The organism is Paracoccus benzoatiresistens (assembly GCF_026913015.1).
GTDB classification, from domain to species: Bacteria; Pseudomonadota; Alphaproteobacteria; order Rhodobacterales; family Rhodobacteraceae; genus Paracoccus; species Paracoccus benzoatiresistens.
Genome location: NZ_JAPTYD010000011.1, coordinates 76,852 through 98,219 on the forward strand (window position 1 = coordinate 76,852; position 21,368 = coordinate 98,219).

The 21,368-nt window shown below is 66.7% G+C and carries 21 protein-coding genes and 1 riboswitch; of the genes, 7 read left to right on the forward strand and 14 right to left on the reverse strand.

All coding sequences use genetic code 11. The features are described 5' to 3' along the window. Window positions 1-49: 49 nt before the first annotated feature. The 3 genes from gcvP to gcvT form a co-directional block, all read right to left on the reverse strand. Window positions 50-2,884 carry an aminomethyl-transferring glycine dehydrogenase gene (gcvP, locus tag OU682_RS10475; protein WP_268942054.1) on the reverse strand — a complete coding sequence of 945 codons (2,835 nt, stop codon included), beginning with the start codon at window positions 2,882-2,884 and terminating at the stop codon, window positions 50-52. 114 nt (window positions 2,885-2,998) lie between these two features. Continuing rightward, the gene (gene gcvH, locus OU682_RS10480) at window positions 2,999-3,355 is read right to left on the reverse strand and encodes a glycine cleavage system protein GcvH (RefSeq protein ID WP_268942080.1); all 357 of its coding nucleotides are present in this window, start codon (window positions 3,353-3,355) and stop codon (window positions 2,999-3,001) included. Window positions 3,356-3,369: 14 nt separating this feature from the next. Beyond that, on the reverse strand, window positions 3,370-4,509 hold the full coding sequence (gene gcvT / locus OU682_RS10485) for a glycine cleavage system aminomethyltransferase GcvT (RefSeq protein WP_268942055.1): 1,140 nt from the start codon (window positions 4,507-4,509) through the stop codon (window positions 3,370-3,372). Between the two features lie 142 nt (window positions 4,510-4,651). Continuing rightward, window positions 4,652-4,742, reverse strand: a riboswitch (glycine riboswitch). Between the two features lie 142 nt (window positions 4,743-4,884). On the opposite strand from gcvT, the gene OU682_RS10490 reads away from it, so the two are divergent. Continuing rightward, a complete protein-coding gene (locus OU682_RS10490) occupies window positions 4,885-6,582 on the forward strand; it encodes a glycosyl transferase family 90 (RefSeq protein WP_268942056.1) in 1,698 nt (565 codons plus the stop codon). Here the strand turns inward: OU682_RS10490 and OU682_RS10495 are convergent. From OU682_RS10495 to OU682_RS10535, 9 genes are all read right to left on the reverse strand, one after another. Next, window positions 6,579-7,358: an SDR family oxidoreductase gene (locus OU682_RS10495; protein WP_268942057.1), complete on the reverse strand. Its 780-nt coding sequence runs from the start codon at window positions 7,356-7,358 to the stop codon at window positions 6,579-6,581. The genes OU682_RS10490 and OU682_RS10495 overlap by 4 nt on opposite strands. A gap of 53 nt (window positions 7,359-7,411) precedes the next feature. Beyond that, window positions 7,412-8,110, reverse strand: coding sequence for a ribulose-phosphate 3-epimerase (gene rpe / locus OU682_RS10500; RefSeq protein WP_268942058.1), 699 nt, complete (start codon window positions 8,108-8,110; stop codon window positions 7,412-7,414). An 11-nt stretch (window positions 8,111-8,121) separates the two neighbouring features. Beyond that, window positions 8,122-9,090, reverse strand: a complete 969-nt coding sequence (gene cbbX / locus OU682_RS10505; protein WP_268942059.1) for a CbbX protein — start codon at window positions 9,088-9,090, stop codon at window positions 8,122-8,124. A gap of 67 nt (window positions 9,091-9,157) precedes the next feature. Next, the gene (locus tag OU682_RS10510) at window positions 9,158-9,577 is read right to left on the reverse strand and encodes a ribulose bisphosphate carboxylase small subunit (RefSeq protein ID WP_268942061.1); all 420 of its coding nucleotides are present in this window, start codon (window positions 9,575-9,577) and stop codon (window positions 9,158-9,160) included. Between the two features lie 53 nt (window positions 9,578-9,630). Beyond that, window positions 9,631-11,091 (reverse strand): form I ribulose bisphosphate carboxylase large subunit, encoded by a 1,461-nt coding sequence (locus tag OU682_RS10515; RefSeq protein WP_268942081.1) that lies wholly within the window; start codon window positions 11,089-11,091, stop codon window positions 9,631-9,633. Window positions 11,092-11,114: 23 nt separating this feature from the next. Then, window positions 11,115-12,194 (reverse strand): class II fructose-bisphosphate aldolase, encoded by a 1,080-nt coding sequence (gene fba, locus OU682_RS10520; protein WP_268942062.1) that lies wholly within the window; start codon window positions 12,192-12,194, stop codon window positions 11,115-11,117. After that, a complete protein-coding gene (tkt, locus tag OU682_RS10525) occupies window positions 12,185-14,179 on the reverse strand; it encodes a transketolase (protein WP_371832233.1) in 1,995 nt (664 codons plus the stop codon). The genes fba and tkt overlap by 10 nt, the downstream gene beginning before the upstream one ends. A gap of 21 nt (window positions 14,180-14,200) precedes the next feature. Continuing rightward, on the reverse strand, window positions 14,201-15,073 hold the full coding sequence (locus tag OU682_RS10530; RefSeq protein ID WP_268942064.1) for a phosphoribulokinase: 873 nt from the start codon (window positions 15,071-15,073) through the stop codon (window positions 14,201-14,203). Window positions 15,074-15,081: 8 nt separating this feature from the next. Then, window positions 15,082-16,077, reverse strand: coding sequence for a class 1 fructose-bisphosphatase (locus OU682_RS10535; RefSeq protein ID WP_268942065.1), 996 nt, complete (start codon window positions 16,075-16,077; stop codon window positions 15,082-15,084). A 95-nt stretch (window positions 16,078-16,172) separates the two neighbouring features. Here OU682_RS10535 and cbbR point away from each other — a divergent pair, with 95 nt between their 5' ends. After that, a complete protein-coding gene (gene cbbR / locus OU682_RS10540) occupies window positions 16,173-17,093 on the forward strand; it encodes a LysR family regulator CbbR (protein WP_268942082.1) in 921 nt (306 codons plus the stop codon). Here the strand turns inward: cbbR and OU682_RS10545 are convergent. Next, entirely contained in the window at window positions 17,090-17,752 is a 663-nt protein-coding gene (locus tag OU682_RS10545) for a flagellar hook capping FlgD N-terminal domain-containing protein (protein ID WP_268942066.1), read from the reverse strand. The genes cbbR and OU682_RS10545 overlap by 4 nt on opposite strands. 12 nt (window positions 17,753-17,764) lie before the next feature. Next, window positions 17,765-18,667: a flagellar hook-length control protein FliK gene (gene fliK / locus OU682_RS10550; protein WP_268942067.1), complete on the reverse strand. Its 903-nt coding sequence runs from the start codon at window positions 18,665-18,667 to the stop codon at window positions 17,765-17,767. Window positions 18,668-18,773: 106 nt separating this feature from the next. Between fliK and OU682_RS10555 the strand changes: the two genes are divergently transcribed. The 5 genes from OU682_RS10555 (at window position 18,774) to flbT (ending at window position 21,182) form a co-directional block, all read left to right on the forward strand. Beyond that, complete coding sequence (locus OU682_RS10555; RefSeq protein ID WP_268942068.1) at window positions 18,774-19,016, forward strand: rod-binding protein; 243 nt, start codon at window positions 18,774-18,776, stop codon at window positions 19,014-19,016. Beyond that, window positions 19,013-19,330 (forward strand): hypothetical protein, encoded by a 318-nt coding sequence (locus OU682_RS10560; protein ID WP_268942069.1) that lies wholly within the window; start codon window positions 19,013-19,015, stop codon window positions 19,328-19,330. The genes OU682_RS10555 and OU682_RS10560 overlap by 4 nt, the downstream gene beginning before the upstream one ends. A 172-nt stretch (window positions 19,331-19,502) precedes the next feature. Next, window positions 19,503-20,345: a flagellin N-terminal helical domain-containing protein gene (locus OU682_RS10565; protein WP_268942070.1), complete on the forward strand. Its 843-nt coding sequence runs from the start codon at window positions 19,503-19,505 to the stop codon at window positions 20,343-20,345. Window positions 20,346-20,415: 70 nt separating this feature from the next. After that, window positions 20,416-20,781: a flagellar biosynthesis regulator FlaF gene (flaF, locus tag OU682_RS10570; protein WP_268942071.1), complete on the forward strand. Its 366-nt coding sequence runs from the start codon at window positions 20,416-20,418 to the stop codon at window positions 20,779-20,781. Continuing rightward, complete coding sequence (gene flbT / locus OU682_RS10575; RefSeq protein ID WP_268942072.1) at window positions 20,778-21,182, forward strand: flagellar biosynthesis repressor FlbT; 405 nt, start codon at window positions 20,778-20,780, stop codon at window positions 21,180-21,182. The genes flaF and flbT overlap by 4 nt, the downstream gene beginning before the upstream one ends. Window positions 21,183-21,368 lie beyond the last annotated feature (186 nt).

The following is a 21,368-nucleotide window of genomic DNA, read 5'->3' on the forward strand; positions in this document are numbered from 1 at the left end:
CGGTTCCATCCGAAAGGGCGGCACCGGCCCGGGGGCCGGCGCCATCAGGTCACTCGGCCGCCTCGGCATAGGTTTCCAGCGGCGGGCAGGTGCAGACCAGGTTGCGGTCGCCATAGGCGTTGTCCACCCGGCCCACCGGCGGCCAGTACTTGTCCACCCGGAAGGCGCCCGGCGGGAAGCAGCCCTGTTCGCGCGAATAGGGGCGGTCCCAGTCGGCGACCAGATCCTCCACCGTGTGGGGCGCGTGGCGCAGCGGGCTTTGATGGGCCTCGATGCGGCCTTCGGCGACCTCGGTGATCTCGGCCCGGATCGCCAGCAGCGCGGTGATGAAGCGGTCGATCTCGGCCTTGGTCTCGGATTCGGTCGGTTCCACCATCAGCGTGCCTGCGACCGGCCAGCTCATGGTGGGGGCGTGGAAGCCGTTGTCGATCAGCCGCTTGGCAATGTCGTCCACGGTCACGCCATGGTCGGCAAAGGGGCGCGTGTCGATGATGCATTCATGCGCGACCCGGCCCCGGTTGCCCATGAACAGGATCGGATAGGCCCCGGCCAGCCGCGACGCGATATAGTTGGCGTTCAGGATCGCCACGCGCGTCGCCTGCGTCAGACCCGCGCCGCCCATCATCAGGCAATAGGCCCAGGAGATCAGCAGGATGGATGCGCTGCCATAGGGCGCCGCGCTGACCGCGCCCTCGCCCGTCTGCGGATCGCCCGGCAGGAAGGGCGCCAGATGCGCCTTGACGCCGATCGGCCCCATGCCCGGGCCGCCGCCGCCATGCGGGATGGCGAAGGTCTTGTGCAGGTTCAGGTGGCTGACATCGCCGCCGATCTCTCCGGGTTTCACCAACCCGACAAGCGCGTTCATGTTGGCCCCGTCGATATAGACCTGGCCGCCGTGCTTGTGGGTGATGTCGCAGACCTCGCGCAGGGTATCCTCGAAGACGCCATGCGTGCTGGGATAGGTGATCATCACCGCCGCCAGCCTGTTCCCGGCCTTCGCGGCCTTGTCTGAGAAATCCTCCAGGTCGATGTCGCCGTTCGGGGCGGACTTCACCACGACGACCTTCATGCCGCACATCTGCGCGCTGGCCGGGTTCGTGCCATGCGCCGAAACCGGGATCAGGCAGACATCCCGATCCTCGCCGCGCGACTTGTGATAGGCCGCGATGGTCAGAAGCCCCGCATATTCCCCCTGCGCGCCGCTGTTGGGCTGCATGGAGAAGGCGTCATAGCCGGTGATCTGGCACAACTTGTCGGTGAGGTCCGCGATCGCCTCGGCATAGCCCGCCGCTTGCTCGGCGGGCGCAAAGGGATGCAGCGCGCCGAATTCGGGCCAGGTGATCGGCATCATCTCGGCCGCGGCGTTCAGCTTCATGGTGCAGGATCCCAGCGGGATCATCGCCCGGTCCAGCGCCAGGTCGCGGTCCGACAGGCGGCGCATATAGCGCATCATCTCGGATTCGGCGCGGTTCATGTGGAAGACCGGATGGGTCAGATAGTCCGTCTCGCGCAGCAGATCCTCGGGGATGGCGGGGGCCTGCGCCGGGGCCGGGGCGTCGGTGATGCCGAAGGCGTCCAGCAGCCGCGCGATGACGCCCGGATCCGTCGTCTCGTCCACGCTGATGCCCACCCGGTCGCGGCCAACCTTGCGCAGGTTGATGCCGCGATGGCGGGCGGCGGCCAGGATGCCGGCCTGCCCCACGCCCACGCGCACGGTGATGGTGTCGAAGAACGCGTCCGGCGCGACCTCGGCCCCCGCTGCCCGCAGCGCATTGGCGATGGTGACGGCGTGCAGATGCACCCGCTGCGCGATGGCCCGCAGGCCCACGGGGCCGTGGAAGACCGCATAGAAGGACGCCATCACCGCCAGCAGCGCCTGCGCGGTGCAGACGTTCGACGTAGCCTTCTCGCGCCGGATATGCTGCTCGCGCGTTTGCAGCGACAGGCGGTAGGCCTGGTTGCCCTTGGCGTCGATCGACACGCCGACGATGCGGCCCGGCATGGCGCGCTTCAACTCGTCCCGGCAGGACATGAAGGCGGCGTGCGGTCCTCCATAGCCCATCGGCACGCCAAAGCGCTGCGCGGAGCCCACGGCGATGTCGGCACCCATGGCGCCCGGCTCCCTCAGCAGGCACAGCGCCAGCAGATCGGTCGCCACCACGGCCAGGGCGCCCGCGTCATGCAGCGCCGCGATGTCGCCGGCCAGGTCGCGGACATGGCCATAGGTGCCGGGATACTGGAAAATCGCGCCGAAGACCGCCTTGGGATCCAGATCCTCGGCCGCGCCCTGGATCACCTCGATCCCCAGGGGCGCCGCGCGGGTCTCGATCACGGCGATGGTCTGCGGATGCAGGTTGCGATCCACGAAGAAGCCGCGCGCTTTCGACTTCGCCTGCCGTTGCGCCATGGCCATGGCCTCGGCCGCCGCCGTCGCCTCGTCCAGCAGCGAGGCGTTGGCGACCGGCAGCCCAGTCAGATCGGCGACCATCGTCTGGAAATTCAGCAGCGCCTCCAGCCGCCCCTGGGCGATCTCGGGCTGGTAGGGCGTGTAGGCGGTATACCAGGCCGGGTTTTCCAGGATGTTGCGCTGGATGGCAGGCGGCGTCACCGTGCCATGATAGCCTTGGCCGATCAGGCTGGTCATGACCGTGTTCCTGGCCGCCACCTGCCGCATCCTGTCCAGAAGTGCTGCTTCCGACAGGGCAGGCCAGTCCAGGGCCGCATCCTGCCTGATCGCCGCGGGCACGGTCTGGTCGATCAGTGCCTCCAGGCTGTCGGCGCCCACCACCTTCAGCATCTCGGCCATTTCGGCGGGCGAGGGGCCGATATGGCGGCGGTTCGCGAAATCGTCGGGGTTGTAGTCGGTCGGTTTCCAGCGGGTCATGATCGCCATCTCTCCAAGACAGTTTTCATCTTGGCGCAAATATCCTCGGGGATTGCCGGCCCGCGCCATCGGTTTTTGGGGGCCGGCAAGGGGGCAGACAGCCCCCGGGCAACATCAGCCGATCAGCGCCTGATAGGCTGCGTCGTCCATGAAGCCCTCGATGGCCTTGGGATCGGCGGGCTTGATGCGGAAGAACCAGGCGGCCTGGGGATCGTCGTTCACGCTGCCCGGCGTATCGGCCAGGGCGCTGTTCACCGCCGTGATCACGCCCGCGACCGGGGCCGCGATGTCCGAGGCGGCCTTGACGGATTCGATCACCACGACCTCGTCGCCGGCCGAGACTTCGCGGCCTTCCTCGGGCAGTTCGACAAAGACCACATCGCCCAGCTGCTCGCTGGCATGGGCGGTGATGCCGACCACGATCTCGTCGCCCTCGGCGCGCAGCCATTCGTGGTCTTCGGTGTATTTCAGCATGGGTCGGCTCCTCAGCGCTTGTAGGACGGGGTGATGAAGGGCAGGGGGGTTATGGCGACCGGAATGCGCTTGCCGCGCAGTTCGGCGTGAACGGTTGCGCCATCGGGAAGACCGGCAGGCAGGCGGGCCATGGCGACCGGGGCGCCGACCGACGGCCCGAAGCCGCCCGAGGAAACATGGCCGATGGCCTCGCCCCCCTCGGCCCCGGCGAAGATCGCCACGCCCTCACGGATCGGGGCGCGGCCCTCGGGACGCAGGCCCCGCCGCACAACCGCCGCACCATCGGCCAGTTCCGCCAGGATCGCATCGGCGCCCGGAAAGCCGCCGGCACGCGCCCCGCCCGTCCGCCGGGCCTTGGGGATCGACCATTGAAGCGCCGCCTGCGCGGGGGTCACGTCCTTGTCCATGTCATGGCCGTAGAGCGGCATTCCCGCCTCCAGCCGCAGGCTGTCGCGGGCGCCAAGGCCGATGGCGGCCACCTCGGGCTGGTCCAGCAGGGCCTGCGCGAAGCGCCGCAGGTCAGCCACAGGAACCGAGATCTCGAACCCGTCCTCGCCCGTATAGCCCGACCGCGAAACCCACAACTCGATCCCGTTCCAGTCGAGTATCCGGCTGTCCATGAAGCGCATGTCGGCGGCGGCGGGCACCAGACGCGCCAGCACATCGGCGGCCTGCGGGCCTTGCAGGGCCAGAAGCCCGCGGTCGGTGACGGGCGTGACCGTTACCTCGTCCAGGCCTTGCAGATGCGCGATGTCCTGGTGCGCGCAGGCGGCATTGACCACCAGCAGGAAGTGATCGCCCCGGTTGGCGAACATCAGGTCGTCCAGGATCCCACCCTGGGGGTTCGTGAACAGCCCGTAGCGCTGCCGCCCCGGTGCCAGGCCCAGCACATCGGCGGGGATCAGGCTTTCCAGGGCCAGCGCGGCGGTTTCCATCTGCCCGTCGCGGGGCGTGACCAGGACCTGGCCCATGTGGCTGACATCGAACAGCCCGGCATGCGCGCGGGTATGCAGATGTTCGGCCATGACCCCCATGGGATACTGGACCGGCATCTCCCACCCCGCGAAGGGCACCATGCGGGCGCCAAGGGAAAGGTGAAGATCGTGAAGCGCGGTTCTTTGCAACTCGGTCCGGCGCGGATCGTCGGTCATCTGACCTCCTTCAAACAGCCGGACAGCCGGCATCGATTGGCGGGCGGATGCCCGAAACGATGCCCCCTCTGTCCCTGCCCCGACCGGGGCGCCTGAGATCGTTATCCCTTCGGCGGGCCTTTCGGCCACTCTCCAGAGTTTCTGGCGGAAAACGGTCCTTCTGCCTGAGAGTTCGCCGGGGCGGCTGCTCCTTCGGCACCGGCGCGAGGGCCGGCTTCTCCCGAATTCCGATGGATGAGAGCTAGCCGGGCGGCGGCGGCAAGGCAAGCCTTTTGTCTTAACTGGCGCGCGCGCCGGCCGCGCCCTTGCGGCCCTGCCGCAATTGACAGCAGCGCCGCGCGCCCGCAGGGTCCGCGCATCATCATGAGGCGGGACGTGTCGCGGAAATTCTTTCAGATCGGCTACAACAAATGCGGCACGACCTTCATCGCCAGGCTGTTTCAGATGAACGGCTATCCGGCGGTCCACTGGGCCGAGGGCGCCCTGGCCGAGGACATCGCCTGGTCGAAGCTGGCGGGCGTCAGGCCCTTGCAGCCCTGGGCCGACACGGCGGTCGCCTTTACCGACATGGAATCGGTGCGCTACCTGAACATGCCCGTCATCGAGGCCTTCAAGGAATACCGCTTCCTGGATGAAAGCTATCCCGGCGCGGTCTTCCTGCTGAACACCCGCCGGATCGAGGACTGGGTCATCAGCCGCTACATGCACCGGGGGGGCAGCTATGCCCGGGCAGTCGCCCAGATCCGGGGCGTGGCGGTCGGCGATCTGGCCGATCTCTGGGCGGCGGAATGGGAGGCGCATCTGGCCGCCTGCCGCGCCTATTTCGCGAACCGGGCCGAGTTCATCGAGATCGACATCGACCAGGCCAGTCCCGGCGATTACCGCGATGCCCTGGCCCCCTGGTTCGACCTGAAGGAATGTCCGCCTCGGCCCGGCGCCGGGGTCAGGTCACGGCGCGAGGGCTATCTGGCCCAGTTGTCGCGGATGCTGACCGCGCCCCCGGCGACCTGCGGCGCGCAAGAGGACCGCAACCGGATCAACGCAGGCATCGTCAGCGCCGCCCGTCCCGCTCGGATCATCCCGGCGGATCATTCCGGCGGGTCCGGCCACCAGGCCGTGGTCGATCTGGACAAGGGCGAGGTCCGCGACAGGCGGGGCGAAATCATGCCGCTGCGCCGTGCGCCGGACGGGTTCTTCTACGCGCATGCCGCGATGCCGCAGCTGCTGCGGATCGCCACGACGGCCAACGACATCGCCCAAGTGGCGGAGCATGGAGTTTATCACATCGACATGCAGCCGGGATATGCGGGCGGGCAGACCGGCCCGGTCCTGGCCTGTTGTCGCCGCCGGGGGGCGGCCAATGTCTTCCTGTGGCCGATGCCCTGGATCCACCGGCTGGGCAATGACGGCCATCTGGGCCGCCCCGACCGCATCGACCCGCATTTCCCGCAGAAGCTGGACCGCGCCGTCTGGCGGGGCGACCTGTCGGGCCATGTGCCCGGCCCGGACGGCCAGCCCCGCCGCCCCGTGCATCAGGCCGTGGCCGACCTGCTGGCGGGCGACCTGCGCGCCGGACCCGATCTGCGCGCGTCCACCCGCGTAGCGCTTGCCCTGGAGCACCAGGGATCGCCCGACGTCGATGCGGCGCTGACCCCCGATGCGCGCGGCGCAAGGGCGCTGGAGCGGGCGGGGCTGTCGCATCTGGCGGCGACCCGCAGCGGCGACGATTTCCTGCTGTCGCACCGCTATCTGATCTGCCTCGGCGCGACATCGGGGGCCGAGGACCTTCTGCCGCTGATGAACAGCAACTCGGTCGTGCTGCTGGAGGAGGACGGCTGGGAAACCTTCGCGCGGGGGGTCGTCCAGCCATGGCGGCACTACATCCCCCTGCGTCCCGGCGCGGGCGACCTGGCCGAAAGGCTGGCCTGGGCGCGGGCCAATCCCGATGCCTGCCAACAGATGTCGTCCCACGCCCGCGGCCTGTGCGTGCTGCTGGCCGAACGCCAGGCGCGGCGCGACCAGCTTTCGGCCATCCTGCGCGACTATCGCCTGGCGACCGGCCAGCCCGCCTAGAGCGTCGCGTTCAGCGCGCCGCCATCCAGCAGGATGTTCTGGCCGACGATGAACCTGGCCTGCCGGCTGCACAGGAAGGCGCAGGTCGCGCCGAAATCCTCGGGCGTGCCATAGGTGCCGGTCGGGATTCCCGCCTGCCGCTGGCGCCGTGCTTCCTCCAGGCTGATGCCCTGCTTGTCGCTGACGCCCTTGTCCAGGCTGTCGGCCCGGTCGGTCGCATGGATGCCGGGCAGAATGTTGTTCACGCAGACCCCGTGCCCCGCCACCTGCCGCGACATGCCCGCGACAAAGCCGGTCAGCCCCGTCCGCGCCGTGTTCGACAGGCCCAGCACCGACAACGGGGATTTCACCGATTGAGAGGTGATGTTGACCACCCGGCCCCAACCCCGATCCATCATGCCGGGGACCAGGGCCTGCATCAGCGCGATGGCCGACAGCATGTTGGCGTCGATGGCCTTGATGAAGTCGTCACGGCTCCAGTCGCGCCAGTCGCCGGGGGGCGGGCCGCCCGCATTGGTCACCAGGATGTCGGCCTGGCCGACCGCCTCCAGCACCTTGGCGCGGCCTTCCTCGGTGGTGATGTCGGCGGCCACGGGGGTGACGGAGGTGCCGTACTTCGCGGCGATCTCCTCGGCCGTCCGGGTGATCTCGGCCTCGGTCCGGCTGTTGATGACCAGGTCCACGCCCGCCTCGGCCAGCGCCTCGGCGCAGCCACGGCCCAATCCCTTAGAGGCCGCGCAAACCAGCCCCCGCTTTCCCCTGATCCCCAGATCCATCATCCGTCCCCTTGTTGTCCTGCGCCGCAGGGAAGCGCGGGCAGGGCGGTTTGTCAAACCGCTTGGGCAAGCCCCCGAGCCGCCTCGCGGATCGTGCGGATGTTCTGCCCATAAACCTGCGGCTGGCCGACCGAGCCGCCCTTGAAGACCGCCGATCCCGCGACCAGCACATCCGCCCCGGCCTTGGCCACGACAGGCGCGGTCTTCGTGTCAACGCCGCCATCCACCTGGATATGGATGGGCCGGTCGCCGATCATGCCGCGCAGGCGGGCGATCTTGTCCACCTGGCTGTGGATGAACTTCTGCCCGCCGAAGCCGGGGTTCACGGTCATCACCAGCACCATGTCGGCCAGATCCAGGAGGTATTCGACCGCCTCGACCGGCGTGCCGGGGTTCAGCGCGATGCCCGCCTTCTTCCCGGTGGCGCGGATCGCCTGCAGGGTGCGGTGCGGATGCGGCCCCGCCTCGACATGGGCGGTGATCATGTCGGCCCCGGCCTCGGCATAGGCCTCGATATAGGGGTCCACCGGCGCGATCATCAGGTGGACGTCCATGAAGGTCCTGACATGCGGGCGGAAGGCCTTCACGGCGGGCGGGCCGAAGGTCAGGTTCGGCACGAAATGCCCGTCCATCACATCCACATGGACCCAGTCCGCGCCCTGATCCTCGATGGCGCGGATCTCGCGCCCGAAATCGGCGAAGTCGGCGGACAGGATCGAGGGGGCGATCTTGATGCTGCGGTCGAAGGTCATAAACGGTTTCCCTATTCGGCGGCTTGGCTCATCGCCTGCCCGGTCCTGCGATCCCCGTCAAGCCTGTCCACCGCAAGGCCGCCCTGGAAGACACGGCTGGCGCGCAGGTCGGGTTCCGTGATGGTGGACAGCGTGTCGGCGTCCAGCGGGCCTTTCGCCTCGTTGAACAGCCGGTTCGCCTGGCGCAGCCGGGCGCGGTCCAGCGCATTCCTGACGGATCGGGCATTGGCGAAATGGGGCTGGCCCCGCCGCGCGCCGATGTATTCGGCCATGGCCACCCGTGCGCCGTCGTCGAGGCGGTAATTCTGCGCGGCCAGCATCCGTTCGGAGATATGCAGCAGTTCCCCGTTCGTATAGTCCGGAAACTCGATGTGATGGGCGATGCGCGACCTAAAGCCCGGGTTCGAGGCGAAGAAGCGGTCCATCCGGTCGGCATAGCCCGCCAGGATCACCACCAGGTCGTCACGGTTGTTCTCCATCACCTGAAGCAGGATCTCGATGGCCTCCTGGCCATAGTCGCGCTCATTCTCCGGGCGGTAGAGATAATAGGCCTCGTCGATGAACAGCACGCCGCCCATGGCCTTCTTCAGCACTTCCTTGGTCTTGGGGGCGGTGTGGCCGATATACTGGCCGACCAGGTCGTCGCGAGTGACGGTGACCAGGTGGCCCTTGCGGACGTAACCCAGGCGGTGCAGCAGGTCGGCCATCTTCAGCGCGACCGTGGTCTTGCCGGTGCCGGGATTGCCGGTGAAGGACATGTGCAGCGTCGGCGTTTCCGTGGCCAGTCCCATCTGGCGGCGGGCCTTGTCCACCAGCAGCAGGGCGGCGGTTTCGCGGATGCGGGACTTGACGGGTTCCAGCCCGATCAGGGTTTCGTCCAGTTCCCGCAGCACGTCCCTGACGCCGCTTTCCTGGAAGGACTGGGCCAGATCGACATGGGTCGGGCGCGTCGGGGCGTCGGTATCGGCATCTTCGGTCATGATCGGCCTTTCCGGCAGGTGGCATGAAGGAACCGGGCGGCAGGGGGGTGCCGCCCGGTCCGGACCCTCAGGCGTAGCGCTGCCCTTCGGGTTCGCGCGTGGCATAGCTTTCGATCGTGTAGCGGACCACGCGGCCCTCGCCTTCCTGCCGGACCAGGCGGAAGCCGGGCTCGGTCGCGGGGCGGTTGACGATGAAGCTCATGCGGATGGATTCCCATCCGGGAGAGGCATCGAAGGCGATGACGCGGATGTACTTGCCGCCGTGTTCCTTGCGGCATTCGTTGACCTCGAAGACGACGGCGGCGGCATCCGGGTTGTCGAACATCGGATGCCCCCACATTTCCCAATAGGTGTTTCGGGGATGCGGGTCGTCAGAGTATTCCACGGACACGGCCCAACCATTGTCGATGGCGTATTGGGCCTGCACGCGAATGTCGTCATCCGAAAGATCGGGAAGAAAGCTGAACTGTCCTTGGCGCAGTTTCATGGCATGGTCCTTTCGTGGCGGGGGCGGTGCGTGCGACGCACGCACCCTGCGGGTCACATCGAGACTTCGGGCGTGGGCGCGAAATCGGGCGCGTCGGTCGAGGCATAGTTGAAGCTGACGTCCTTCCACACATCCAGCGCCTGCTTCAGCGGCGTGCAGGTCTTGGCCGCGTCGCGCAGGATGTCCTCGCCCTCGTTCCAGATGTCGCGGCCGGCGTTGCGGGCGAAGACCATCGCCTCCAGCGCCACGCGGTTCGCGGTCGCGCCCGCCTGGATGCCGTGCGGGTGGCCGATGGTGCCGCCGCCGAACTGCAGCACCACATCCTCGCCCAGATAGGTCAGAAGCTGGTGCATCTGGCCCGCATGGATCCCGCCCGAGGCGACCGGCATCATCTTGTTGAGCGACGCCCAGTCCTGGTCGAAGAAGATGCCGTTCTCCAGCGCCATCGGATTCCGCTCCTCGCGGAAGATGTCGTAATAGCCCTTGGTCGTGGCCGGATCGCCTTCCAGCTTGCCGACGACGGTGCCCGCATGCAGGTGATCGACCCCGGCCAGCCGCATCCACTTGGCAATGACGCGGAAGCTGACGCCGTGGCTGCGCTGCCGGGTATAGGTCGAATGGCCCGCGCGGTGCAGGTGCAGGATCATGTCGTTGTCCCGCGCCCATTTCGCCATCGACTGGATCGCGGTATAGCCGATGACAAGGTCGATCATCACGATCACGCTGCCCAGCTCCTTGGCGAAATTGGCGCGTTCGTACATCTGCTCCATCGTGCCGGCGGTGACGTTGAGGTAGGTGCCCTTCACCTCTCCGGTCGCCGCCGAGGCGCGGTTCACCGCCTCCATGCAATACAGGAACCGGTCGCGCCAATGCATGAAGGGCTGGCTGTTGATGTTCTCATCGTCCTTGGTGAAATCGAGACCCCCCTTCAGCGCCTCATAGACCACGCGGCCATAGTTGCGGCCCGACAGGCCCAGCTTGGGCTTGACCGTGGCGCCCAGTAGCGGGCGGCCATAAACGTTCAGCCGCTCGCGTTCGACGACGATGCCAGTGGCCGGTCCCTGGAAGGTCTTCACATAGGCCACGGGCAGGCGCATGTCCTCAAGCCGCAGGGCCTTGAGGGGCTTGAAGCCGAAGACATTGCCGATGATCGACGCGGTCAGGTTGGCGATGCTGCCGCCTTCGAACAGGTCGAGGTCATAGGCGATATAGGCGAAGTATTCGCCCGAGGAGTTCGGGACCGGGTCCACGCGATAAGCCTTGGCGCGATACTTGTCGCAGGCCGTCAGGCGGTCGGTCCAGACCACGGTCCAGGTCGCGGTCGAGCTTTCGCCCGCCACCGCCGCCGCGGCTTCGACGGCATCCACCCCGTCCTGCGGCGTGATGCGGAACAGCGCGATCACGTCGGTGTCCTTTGGCGTGTAGTCGGGTTCCCAGTAACCCATCTGCGCGTATTTCAGCACGCCCGCGGAATAGCGCTTCTTGCCATCGGCGATGGTCTGGTTCGACGACATGTCGTTCATGGTCTTTCCTCCTCTCAGGCGGCTTTCGCGCCGGTGATGGCCGGGTCCAAAGCCCCCGACGCATAGCGTTTGGCCATCTCGTCCATCGCGATGACCTTGATCCTGTGGGCCTGCCCCGCCGTGCCGAAGCGTTCGAACCGGTCGCGGCAGAGCGCCGTCAGCTCCTCCATCGCGGGGATCATGAACTTGCGGGGGTCGAATTCGTCCGGGCACTCGCGGGCGACCTTGCGGAAATGCCCGGTCATGGCCATGCGGCAGTCGGTGTCGATATTGACCTTGCGCACGCCCATGCGGATGCCGCGCTGGATTTCTTCCACCGGAACGCCGTATGTCTGGGGCATCTGCCCGCCCGCCTCGTTGATGAGATCCTGCAGATGCTGCGGCACCGAGCTTGATCCGTGCATCACCAGATGCGTGCCGGGCAGGCGGTCGTGGATCGCCTGGATCACATGCATCGCCAGGATCTCGCCATCGGGCTTGCGGGTGAACTTGTAGGCGCCGTGCGAGGTGCCGCAGGCGATCGCCAGGGCATCGCATCGGGTGCGCAGCACGAAATCGACGGCCTGGTCCGGGTCGGTCAGAAGCTGGCTGTGGTCCAGCTTGCCTTCCGCGCCCGATCCGTCCTCGGCTGCGGCCTCGCCGGTTTCCAGCGACCCCAGCACCCCCAACTCGCCTTCCACGGACGCCCCGACCGCATGCGCTGCCTCGGCTACCTTGGACGTCACCGCGACGTTGTAGTCGTAGTCGGCGGGCGTCCTCATGTCCTCGTGCAGCGACCCGTCCATCATCACGCTGGTAAAGCCGTGCCGGATTGCGGACATGCAGGTCGCCAGGTTGTTGCCGTGATCCTGGTGCAGGCAGATCGGGACGTTCGGGTTCATCTCGGCCAGGGCCTCGACCATGCGGCGCAGCATGATGTCGCCGGCATAGGAGCGCGCGCCGCGGCTGGCCTGCAGGATCACCGGGGCATCCACCGCCGCCGCCGCCTTCAGGATCGCCAGGCCCTGTTCCATGTTGTTGATGTTGAAGGCGGGCACGCCGTAGCCCTGCTCGGCGGCGTGGTCCAGAAGCTGTCTCAGCGTGATCAGCGCCATTCGTCCTCTCCCTTGATAAGCTGCTTGGCCAGGGCCGCGACGGCCTGTGGCGTGATGCCGAAGTGGGCGTAGAGCGCGGGGGCGGGGGCGGATGCGCCAAAGCCCGTCATTCCGACGAAGCCGTCCTCGGGGCGCAGGAACAGCTCCCAACCTTGGCGGATCGCGGCCTCGATCCCGATGCGGGGGGCGTCGCACAACACGCCCTGCCGATAGGCGCGGTCCTGCCGGGCGAACAGCTCGAAGCAGGGGGCCGAGACGACGGCGGCACTGATCCGGTCGGCCCTGAGCAGGTCGGCGGCGGCCAGGGCGATCTCGACCTCGGAGCCGGTGGCGATCAGGGTCACGTCGCGGGAGGTGGGCGTGGCGCGCAGGACATAGGCGCCCCGGCGCGAGCGGTTGGTGTCCTCATCCTCGACCCGAAGGGCGGGCAGGTTCTGCCGCGACAGGGCCAGGACAGAAGGGCCCTGGCTGGTCAGCGCGATTTCCCAGGCCTCGGCGGTTTCCACCGCGTCGGCGGGGCGGAAGACCTGCAGGTTCGGGATGGCCCGCAGGGATGCCAGATGCTCGACCGGCTGGTGGGTCGGGCCGTCCTCTCCCAGCCCGATGCTGTCATGGGTCATGACATGGACGACCGGCACCCCCATCAGCGCGCCCAGCCGGATCGCAGGGCGTGAATAATCGGCGAATGCAAGGAACGTCCCGCCATAGGGGATGAAACCCCCATGCAGCGCGATGCCGTTCATCACCGCAGCCATCGCATGCTCGCGGATGCCATAGTGGACATAGCGGCCCGCGTAGTCGCGCGGCCTGATCGATTGCATTCCCTTGCTGCGGGTCAGGTTCGACCCGGTCAGGTCCGCGCTTCCGCCAATGGTCTGGGGCAGGGTAGCGTTGACGACCTCCAGCGCCATCTCGCTGGCCTTGCGGGTTGCGACCTTCGGGCGAGCCTGGGTAAGCCTTTGGCAGTATTCGGCAATCGCCTTTCGCAAGGCCTGCGCGTCGGGCGCGCGCTGGGCGGCAAGAAAGGCGGCACGGTTGGCGGAGGATTCCAGCCGTGCCGCCCAGCTTGCCCGGGCCTGCGCGCCGCGCGCGGCAATCGCGGCCCAGGCGGCGGTCACATCCTCGGGCAGGGTGAAGGGGTCATGCGGCCAGTCCAGCTGCTTGCGCGCGGCGGCGATCTCATCCGCCCCCAGCGGTGCGCCATGCACGTCATGCCCGCCCTGCTTGTTCGGCGCGCCAAAGCCGATGACGGTCCGGCAGGCGATCATCGAGGGGCGGTCGTCGGCCCGCGCGGCCTCGATGGCAGCGGCGACAGCCTCGCGGTCATGGCCGTTCACGGCCTGCACATGCCAGCCCGCGGCGGCAAAGCGCGCCTGCTGGTCGGTGCTGGTAGACAGGTCCGTTCCGCCGTCGATGGTGATGCCGTTGTCATCCCAGAGCACGATCAGCCGGCCAAGCCGCAGATGGCCCGCAAGGTCGATCGCCTCGTGGCTGATCCCCTCCATCAGGCAGCCGTCGCCCGCGATCACATAGGTCCAATGGTCCGTCAGATCGGGCCAGCGGGCATGGGCCATGCGCTCGGCCAGGGCCATGCCGACGGCGGTGGTGATGCCCTGGCCCAGGGGACCGGTCGTGACCTCGATCCCCTTGGCATGGCCGTATTCGGGATGGCCCGCCGTGCGCGACCCCATCTGCCGGAAGGCGCGGACCTGGTCCATGCCCATGTCGTCATAGCCCAGCAGGTGGTGGATGGCATAGACCAGCATCGACCCATGCCCCGCCGACATCACGAAGCGGTCGCGGTCGGGCCATGCGTGATCCGAAGGATCCACCCGCATGAAACGGTTGAACAGCACGGTAGCCACGTCGGCCATGCCCATCGGCGCGCCGGGATGGCCGGATTTCGCGGCCTCGACCGCGTCCATCGCCAGGGCGCGGATGGCATTGGCCATCTTCGTCTCAAGGGCGGGGTCGATGCGGGTCATCTGGTTCATGGCATGTCCCCCTCAGGCGCGCTTGGCGTCGTCGATCAGACGCAGGATCATCGGCGTCAGGATCAGCTGCATGGCGAGGTCGGTCTTCGGCCCCGGGATCACGATGGAATTGGCCCGCGTCATCCAGGACCCGGCGATCATCTGGGTCAGGTAGGAGAAGTCGATGCCGCGCGGGTTGCGGAAGCGGATCACCACCAGGCTTTCGTCGGCCGTGGGGATCCAGCGCGCGATGAAGGGGTTCGAGGTATCGACCACCGGCACCCGCTGGAAGTTGATGTCGGTCTGGGTGAATTGCGGGCAGATGCAATGCACATAGGCGTGCATCCGGCGCAGGATCACATCGGTCACGGCCTCGGTCGAATAGCCCCGGCTGGCCTTGTCGCGGTGGATCTTCTGGATCCATTCCAGATTGATGACCGGAACCACGCCGATCTTCAGATCCGCCAGCGTCGCCAGGTTGACCCTGTCATTGACAACCGCGCCGTGCAGCCCTTCGTAGAACAGAAGGTCGGACCCTTCCTCGAACGGTGCCCAGTCGGTGAAGGTGCCGGGGGCGGTTCCCCATTTCCCGGCCTCCTTGTCGTCATGGACGTAATGGCGCGTCTCGCCCCGGCCGGTCTCTCCATAGACGCGGAAGATGTCCTCCAGCTTCTCCAACTCGTTGGCATCGAAGCTGAAATGGCTGAAGGTCTGGTCGCCCGCGGCCTGACGGCGGGCCAGTTCATCCTTCATCGCCTGCCGGTCGAAGCGGTGGAAGGCGTCACCCTCGATGCTGACGGCCTTGATCCCTTCGCGACGGAAAATCTGGTCGAAGGTCGTCTTGACCGTGGTCGTGCCCGCGCCGGAACTGCCTGTGACCGAGATGATGGGGTGCTTCTTGCTCATGAGGATCCTCAGGCCCGGAACAGGCCGCGATTGCCGAACAGCGCCGAGACCTCGGCATCGGGAAGGTCGTGATAGGCGGCCACGCGATCGACCTTTTCGGCCGATCCGAAGACCAGCGGCGTGCGCCCGTGCAGGTCGGTGATGGCGGCGTCCAGGATCGGCAGCGCGCCGTCTGTCGCCCGCCCGCCCGCCTGCTCGATGACAAAGGCGATGGGCGCGCATTCATAGAGCATTCGCAGCCGGCCCTTGTCGTAGCCCTTCCGGGCGTCCGAGGGGTAAAGGAAGATTCCGCCCCGCATCAGGATCCGATGCGCCTCGGCCACCAGGGACGCGATCCAGCGCATGTTGAAGTTGCGCTCGCGCGGGCCGTCGATGCCGGCCAGGCAGTCGTCGATATAGGCGCGGATCGGGCGCGGCCAGTGGCGATAGTTCGAGGCGTTGATGGCGAATTCGAAGAAACAGTCGGGCATCTGCACGCGCGGCGTGGTCAGATCGAAGCTGTCCGTGTCGGGGTTCAGCGTATAAAGCTGCGTGCCCTGGCCGAAGCTGACCACAAGACAGCAGCGCGGGCCATAGATGATGTATCCCCCGGCGATCAGGTCACGGGCCGGACGCAGGAAGCTGGCCTCGGCTCCGTCCTCGGCCGGATAGACGGCGAAGATCGTGCCGATGGACACGTTGGTGTCGACGTTCGACGATCCGTCCAGCGGGTCGATGGCCAGGGCGAAGGCTCCGCCGGGCTGCATGGCCAAGGGGGCGGGTTGTTCCTCGCTGGCATACCACCGCAACCCGGCATCGCGCAGGGCATCGCGGAACAGGGCGTCGGCCTGGACATCCAGCCGCTTCTGCCCGTCCCCGTCGCTGTTCGTGCCGACCTCGGCCGACAGGCTGCCATCGCCGCGCTGGATGACGCCTGCCAGGGTCGCGCCGCCGCGTGCCAGGGCCAGCATCAATGACCGGAACCGCGGCGGTATATGCGTGGTGTCGATGCTGGGCGTCGTCATCGGCCCCTCCCTTGGCGTCTGATGGGAGGAGGTTGACAGCCGGGAGTTTTCAAGGAAATTTAATAATCTGGAAGTCGGATTAGATACTGGTGAAGATGAAACTTGACGGGATCAGCCTGCGCCAGTTGCGCTGCCTGCGGGCGGTCGCGGGCAGCGGCAGCCTGACCGGTGCCGCAGGCCTGCTGGGCCTGACCGCGCCCGCCATCCACAGCCAGCTTCGCGGGCTGGAGGATCTGGCCGGCTGCCCGCTGGTCCTGCGAGGTGAGCATGGCGCCTTTCGTCCCACCCGCGAAGGCGAGGCCCTGCTTCTGGCCGAAGCGCAGATCGCCACCGCCCTTTCCCGCGCGGGTCGCGAGATCGGCGCGCTTCAGCAAGGCCATGTCGGCAATGTGGTGCTGGGCGTGGTCTCGACCGGCAAGTATTTCGCCCCCGGCCTGGTTGCGAGGCTCTTGCGACTTTTGCCCGATATCGAGGTGACGCTGCGCATCGGCAACCGCGATGCGGTGCTGGCGGCGCTGGCCGGCGACGACCTTGATCTGGCGATCATGGGACGCCCGCCGCGGGAACCTGCCGTCATTGCCGACCCGGTCGGCCCCCATCCCCATATCATCATCGCGGCGCCCGATCACCCCTTGGCCGATGCCGACCCGGTGATGCCGGGCGACCTTCTGGCCCAGACCTTCCTGTCGCGCGAGGAAGGGTCGGGCACGCGGATCCTGATGACCCGTTTCCTGGACCGCATCGGCGAGGGCGCGACATGGCGCGCTGTCGAGATGGGCACCAACGAGACCATCAAGCAGGCGGTGATCGCGGGCCTTGGCGTGGCGCTGATCTCTCAGCACACCGTGACCGAGGAATTGCGCAGCGGCCGCCTGATTGCCTTGCGCGGCATCGGCCTGCCGATCCAGCGCAGCTGGTACCTGCTGCGCCGCGCCGACCGCGAGATGAGCGCGGCGACCGCCCGGATCCGCGACGAAACCCTGGCCATGCGCGGCAGCTTCCTGCCGCAGCTTTAGCTTGGCTCGCGCAACGCCTCGATCTCGCTGGCCAGGGCCGATCCGCCGCCTTCGAAGATCAACTCGATCCCCCGGGCGCCGATCTGGGCCTCGGTGACGCGGACATAGGCACCAACCGCGTCTTCCGAGATCACCTCGCCCGCCCGGCTGCTTTCGATCACGAAGGAATAGCGCCCGTTGGCCAGCTTCTCGCCCGCCTCGTCGCGGCCAAGCCAGTCGATCTGGCCCTCGCCCGGCCCGATGTCCTCGCGCGATACCTCCCGGCCTGATTCGTTCAGCACCACCAGCGTGACACTGTCGGCGCGGCTGTCGGGCTTGATATCCAGCGTCAGCGCCTCGTCCCCGAACCAGACCGGCTCGGTCGTGCGGACCTCTTTGCCGATCCAGTCCGACAGTTGCCCCAGGTTGCTTCCCGATTGCACGATCATGTGCTCCAGCAGCATGTTTGTCTGGGCCTGCTGTTCGACCCCCGAGAAGGTCGCGAGTTGGACCGCGAAATCCGTCCCCTCCATCGGGTTCAGCGGATCCTGGTTCCGAAGCTGCGTGGTCAGCATCCTCAGAAAGGTGTCGTAATTCGTCGAACCGGCCGAACCCGCGCCGGATGCGATGGTCGTGGCCGCGGTCGTTGCGGCGGTCGAGCTGGCAATTGCGGAAACCAACGGATCTTCCTTTCAGATGCGGATATCCAGTCGCGCCGGGATCGCCATCGGCGTCCAGGCGACTGGAACGGATTGAACGGGCACTGCTGCGGCCAAGGCCGGGCGGTCGGAGGCTGCCGTCATCGGATGGCCGCCACGCGAATCGGAAGGGATATCGCCCTGGAATTCGAAAGAGGCATCGGGCATCCCCGCATCGCCCAGGAATTCCTGCAGAATGGCCGCGTTGCGGCGCAACTGGTCCAGGATCTCGGGCCGTTCGGCCCAGACGACGACATGCGGGCTGTGATCGGGGCCCGACAGAACCATGCGGACCCGGCCCAGTTCCTCGGGCGAAAGCGCGATCTCGACAACATCGTCGCGCGCCGTGACCACCGCCTCGGCGATCTGGCGCGCGGCAGGGACGATGGCAAGCTTGGCCGGGCGTGGCTCGGCTGCCGTCTCGGCCGGCGCATGGGCCACAGCCTCGTCACGGGCAGCGGGCACGACCGGCGGGGCAGCCGGATCGGACAGAAGCGGTTCTACCTTGGCCACATCTGCGTCCGCGAGGGGCGGCTCGATCGGCGCCATGTCGGTCGAGGGCGTATCCAGTGAGGGGACCTCCAGGGGCGCCGGCAAAAGGGTTGCCCGCGTCCTTTCAGGCATAACCTCTGCCTCGGCCACTGCGGCATCATCGGGCGGCAGGCCTGTCTCGCGCAGGGCGCCGGTAATGCCTGACAGATCCTCGATCAGCATCTGCAGCGGATCGGGTGTGGGGGCCGCGGGGTCCCCCTTGGCCTCGGCCAGCTCGGCCGCCTCCTCGGGCGGCGCATCTTCAAGGGTGAAGCAGGCGGCCACCTGCTCGCCCTCGGCTGCCGGTTCGGCAAGCGCCACCGGCTGCATGAAAGTCACGACGGGTAAAACAATACACTCTGCCATCTGGCGATTCCCGAACCATTACCAGGAAAGGGATAGGCATGACTCCTTACGATTTATTTACCGCAAGGCGCTAATTCCGAAGAAACCTCGCAAATCGGGAAAGATCATGCACGTCAGCCAAATTCAGGTGCCACCACCGACAGAGAAATCCACGCCACCGGCGGCGGAAAAACTGGAACAGGCATTCCTTGAAGAAATGTTGAAATATTGTGGCCCGAAATCGGCCGATGGCGCCTTCGGGGGCGGCATTGGCGAGGACCAGTTCGGCAGTTTCCTGACCCAGGAATATGCCGCCGTCATGGCCGCGCAGATCGACCTCGGCTTTGGCAAACGGATGGGGCTGCAATGAAAACAAGGCACAAGGCGATGCTGGACGGCATCCAGCAGGCCATCATTTCCGGCGATGCCACGCTTGCCCTTGCCCGGATCGAGGCACTGGCCAAGCGATTCGAGCGCGACCGCCTGAACCTGGATGCTAGGCCCCAGATCGAGCAGACCCTGCTGCATCTGCGCCGTCTGGCCGAGGATTCGGCGCGCGGAACACAACGCGCCATCGACCAGATCAGGGACATCCTGCAAAACGCGCGGACCCTGCAAACCTATGACCAAGCGGGGCGTCGCCGGCAGACGCCGACAAGCGCCGCAATGCCGCAGCGGTTTTAGCTAAAATCCTTTGTGTTCAATGTTTGGAGGCTGCGCGCAAATTCATTATCCGTAAATCACCGGCTGCTAGGACTGCGGTCATGCCGAAAGCGGCACAGGGACAAAAGCCCAGGGTCAGAAGGCCAACCGTCACAATCGCGGATGCAAAGCATCCCTTATATTCGAGGATAAGATGTCCAGTATTCTGACCAACAACGGCGCCATCGTCGCCCTGCAGACCCTGAAGAACGTGAACTCCAACCTGAACAAGGCGCAGTCGGAGATTTCGACCGGCAAGACCATTTCCAGCGCCTCGGACAATGCCGCGCTGTGGGCCATTTCCAAGACCATGGAAACCGACCAGGCCGCAGCCAAGACCATCCAAAGCAGCCTGAACGTCGCCAATGCGACTGTCACGACGGCTCTGAAGGGGTCCGACGAGGTTGTGAAACTTCTGACCGACATGAAGAACCTGGCAGCCAGTGCCGGCACCGACGGCTTTGATTTCACCACCGTTCAGAACCAGATCACCGAGAAGATGGCAAACATCACCTCGATCGTGTCCGGAACGCAGATGAACGGGGTCAACCTGCTCAGCACCGACGGGATCAACGGCGGCGCGACCTTCACCACGCTGGCCTCTCTGGACCGGACCTCGGGAACGGGCACCACGACCGCCAACACCATCGTCGTCAATTCGCTGGACTACGAGGCTGACATCGTCGGCGGAACACTTGATGCCATCACCGATCAGGCAAGTGCGGTCACCGCCAAGGGCCAGATCGAGACCTTGCTTGACATCGCAATCGCGGGGTCGGCGACCCTTGGTGCGGCATCGGCGCGGATCACCGACCAGGCCAAGTTCGTGGGCAACCTGGCGGATTCGCTCAAGGTCGGCATCGGCTCGCTGGTGGATGCGGACATGGAGGAAGCCTCGGCCCGCCTCCAGGCGCTGCAGACCCAGCAGCAGTTGGGCATCCAAGCCCTGTCGATCGCGAACCAGGCACCCTCGGCGATCATGAGCCTGTTCCGCTGATCGATGACACGCAGGGGCGCCAGACCGGCGCCCCGCAACCCGCAGAACCCCCCAGATCAGGAAGATCACCTTGAACGCGGTTCCGTCTTTTGCCGGGCATGGCTATGGCAGCAGCATCCTCCGCACCCCGCGCGATGCCGAATACGAAGTCCTCTCTCGCGTTACGCGGATGCTGCGCCAAGCGGCCGAGGATAACCACGGCCGCGACCTGATCGCGGCGGTGCACAAGAACAACCAGATGTGGACGATCCTGGCCGCCGACCTTGCCAGCTCGGGAAACGGGCTGCCGGACGAGGTCCGGGCGGGCCTTTTGTCGCTCGCCAGCTTCTCGCTGCGCCACGGGCATCTGGCGATGGCAGGCAAGGCAAAGATCGACCCATTGATTGACATCAACATGTCGGTGATGCGTGGCTTGCGCCAGGAGGCTTCGGCATGAGCGGCCTTGTCCTGAAGCTTGCCCCGAACGAACGCGTGCTGATCAATGGCGCCGTCATTGAAAACGGCGATCGCCGGTCCAAGATCGCGATCCGTACGCCAAATGCACATGTCCTGCGCCTGAAGGATGCGATCCATCCCGATCGCGCGAATACCCCGGCCGGCCGTGCCTGCTATATCGCGCAGCTGATCCTGTCCGGCGACGCTCAGCCGGCCGAGGGCAAGCGCCAGTTGCTGCTGGCCATCACGCAGCTTGCGCAGGTCTTCGATGATGCGGCGGGGCAGGCGATCCTGCAGGATGCCCGGACAAGTGTCGAGGACGGCGCGATCTATCCTGCCCTGCGCCGCTTGCGCGAACTTCTGCCGCAGGAAGACCAGCTTCTCCACGCCCGCCGCCAGTGAAGGTGCCATGACCTCTGCCATCAGCATCGGAATCACTGGCATCGCTGGTTGGCGCATCCTTCAGCGGATCGAGGCGCGGCAGGTCGAGGCCACGGCAAAGGACCCTGTTATACCAACGGCCCTAAGCATTGACCGCTTTTGCATACTCACGCGTAGCAACTGATCGGACGCGCTCGGGGTCGCCTG